Raw genomic sequence first — 2,636 nt, forward strand, 5'->3', positions numbered from 1 at the left:
TTTGCATACCAGAGGTCAGGGGTTCGACTCCCCTTGGCTCCACCAGACGAAAACAGCAGATCAGACGTAGTGGCGGGGGCTCCCGAACGGGGTCCCCGTTCTCTGTTTCCGGGGCCTGAACCGGATTCAGACCGGATGGGTTCAGACGACACGGGTCACGCCGCCTCTCGGAGCGCGGCCGTCCGACGGGCGCTCATCTTCTCCGCGACGTCGTCGAGCCGGTCCGGGAACAGGTGCCCGTAGGTGTCGAGCGTCATCGTCGCTGTCTTGTGCCCGAGCATCGTCTGAACCACCTTCACGTCCGCACCCGACGCGATCGCCAATGACGCCGCCGTGTGCCGCAGCTTGTGCGCTGTCACACCCTGTGCGGCAAGGCCAGCGGCAACTACGGCAGGCCCGAACACCCGACGCCGGAAGTTGTCGTACCTCAAGGGCCCACCCTGCGGTGAGGTAAACACCCACGAGTCGGGGGACCTGCTGGCCACCAGTGCGCCGAGTTCCTCCACGAGGAACGGTGGGATCGGGACCGTGCGGCGTTCGTGCGTCTTGGGTGTGTCGACGTACACCTCTCCGCCGTCCCTACCGAACGACTCGATGACGCGCACACGGCGCCTCTCCAAGTCCACGCTGCGCACCCGGACTGCCGCCGCCTCGCCGTAGCGCAGACCCGTGTAAGCCAACAGGAGGACGAACGGGCGGTACTCCCCCGCCGCTGTAGCCAAGGCCTCCACCTCGTTGTCCTTGAGGTAGATGTGGTCCTTCTCTGGGAGTCGCGGGAGCTTCACGCCCTTCGCGGGGTTCACGGCGATCTTGTTCGACTCGACGGCCGCCCCGAGAACCAGGGACAGAACGCCGTGGATCCTGCGAACCTGGGAGGATCCGAGCCCTCCGCCATTCACGCCGGGGGAGTCGATCAACTCCCCGACCCACGCAACCACGTCATCACGCCGGATGTCGGCAACCGCTACCCCACCCCACTGGGGGAGTACGTACAGGTCGAGGTGGTCCCGGTACCCGTTTTTCGTGGACCGTTTGAGGTCGTGCTGTGCGGCGAACCAGGTTTCGGCGACGTCGGCGAACTTGACCCGACCGGAGCGAGGATCACGGTAAGTGCCTTGGCCGAGCTGGGTTTCCAGTTCGGCGCGCCTCGCCTGCGCTTGGGGTTCCTTCTGGAACGTCTCGGCGCGTTCCCGGCCGGCGGGATCGTAGTAGCGGACCTTCCAGCGGCCAGGTGGGGTGCGCTTGGCCTTCCTCGCCGCTGTCGCCCGTTCGCGGTAGTTGGCTCTGGTCGACATGTCGTCGATCCATACACGGGTCACGTGTCAGAGTCCTCTCTGTCTCGACGGCCGCGCTTGTCTTGTACGTCTAGGAGCCCTCGGTCCCGCGCTCGGGTGATCCATCGGTTCGCAGTGGACTTCGGAAGGTTCAGAGCCCCGGCGACGCCTTGGACAGGCGATTCACCCAGGATCAATGCGACCCGGTAGACATAGGACACCCAGCTAAGGGCGCTTGTGGTGGGGCCGCCTTCAGTGACGTCCTGGGGGATCACGCCCATGTTGAGAGCGGTTACGGCGCTGAGGGCGGAAACGACCCCGTCCTTGAGGATGTTCTGAACAGGGATCGAGCGCAGGCTCTCGCCCGTGATCTCAGCGTCCGGCGTCGTGAGAGTGAGGGTTCGGCACTCGTACCGGCCGCTGCTAGGGGTGTACTCGACTTTCATCGTGAGGTCGTAGCCGTTCACGTCCGTCCCTTGGACATCGATGAAGGTAGGGACCCGGAGGTTGTGGCCAAGGTCGATGATCGGGTTCTCACGTTGGGGCACGGTGCCTGTGATTCTCATGGGATCCATCGTGACGCGGTGGGATGTTGGCGTCAAAGCTTACTCACATATGAGTCAGTCTCGTCAAGGCTGGTGGCTCACCCCTGTCGGTGGTACAGTCCCGTCGGGAAGAGCTCACTACATGGAAGGGTGGCTATGACCAAGGCCGTGGATCAGATGCGTCTGGTCAGCCCGACGGAACTCTCAGAGTGCACCGATATCCCTGCGCAGACCCTGGCCAACTGGCGTTGGAAGGGGGAAGGGCCTGCGTGGATCAAGCTGGGGCGCCACGTGCGCTACCGGTGGGCCGACGTCGAGAAGTGGCTCGACGCGAACGCGCAGGGAGGTGCGGCCGCATGAGCACGCACAAAAACGACCCCCGGCCGGGCAGGGCCGAGGGTCGAACAGAAGCTCACATGAACGAGCAAGCTCCCACCAGCGTAGTCGACTTGCACTACGACGACCAGTGCGCCTTTTGCACTGACCTCGCACACCAGATGGTGGAGAGCGTAAGGATCGACACCGTCGGCGTCCGACTCCGCATCGACTGCAACCACCAGGCGCCGAAGATCGTCGCCCCCGGCGAGTGCCACCTCTGCGACCAAGCCGTTGCACAGGATCCCGTGGCGCGAGCGCTCCAGTCCTGGTGCAGTACGTCCCTCCTCGAATGCGACCACGGCGAGGAGGGGGCAACGTGAATACTCCGCACATTCCTGAACTCGCCCCCGACGCCGACGCCCTGAAAGCTGCCTTCGCCTACGCGGATGCCGGTTTCCGTCTCCTGCCGATCCGTAGCGGCAGGAAGCACCCGGGGAGC

At 64.7% G+C, this 2,636-nt stretch carries 4 protein-coding genes; 2 read left to right on the forward strand and 2 right to left on the reverse strand.

Annotated features, from left to right (window positions below):
• Positions 1 to 155 precede the first annotated feature (155 nt).
• Entirely contained in the window at positions 156 to 1,295 is a 1,140-nt protein-coding gene (locus D474_RS0126990; protein WP_051051137.1) for a tyrosine-type recombinase/integrase, read from the reverse strand.
• Between the two features lie 20 nt (positions 1,296 to 1,315).
• A complete protein-coding gene (locus tag D474_RS0126995; RefSeq protein ID WP_017616590.1) occupies positions 1,316 to 1,840 on the reverse strand; it encodes a hypothetical protein in 525 nt (174 codons plus the stop codon).
• A 135-nt stretch (positions 1,841 to 1,975) separates the two neighbouring features.
• Here D474_RS0126995 and D474_RS0127000 point away from each other — a divergent pair, with 135 nt between their 5' ends.
• Both D474_RS0127000 and D474_RS0127005 read left to right on the forward strand, forming a co-directional pair.
• On the forward strand, positions 1,976 to 2,179 hold the full coding sequence (locus D474_RS0127000; protein ID WP_017616591.1) for a helix-turn-helix transcriptional regulator: 204 nt from the start codon (positions 1,976 to 1,978) through the stop codon (positions 2,177 to 2,179).
• On the forward strand, positions 2,176 to 2,517 hold the full coding sequence (locus tag D474_RS0127005; protein ID WP_152477125.1) for a hypothetical protein: 342 nt from the start codon (positions 2,176 to 2,178) through the stop codon (positions 2,515 to 2,517). The genes D474_RS0127000 and D474_RS0127005 overlap by 4 nt, the downstream gene beginning before the upstream one ends.
• The last annotated feature ends 119 nt before the right edge of the window (positions 2,518 to 2,636 follow it).

It is taken from the genome of Nocardiopsis salina YIM 90010 (assembly GCF_000341025.1).
GTDB lineage: Bacteria > Actinomycetota > Actinomycetes > Streptosporangiales > Streptosporangiaceae > Nocardiopsis > Nocardiopsis salina.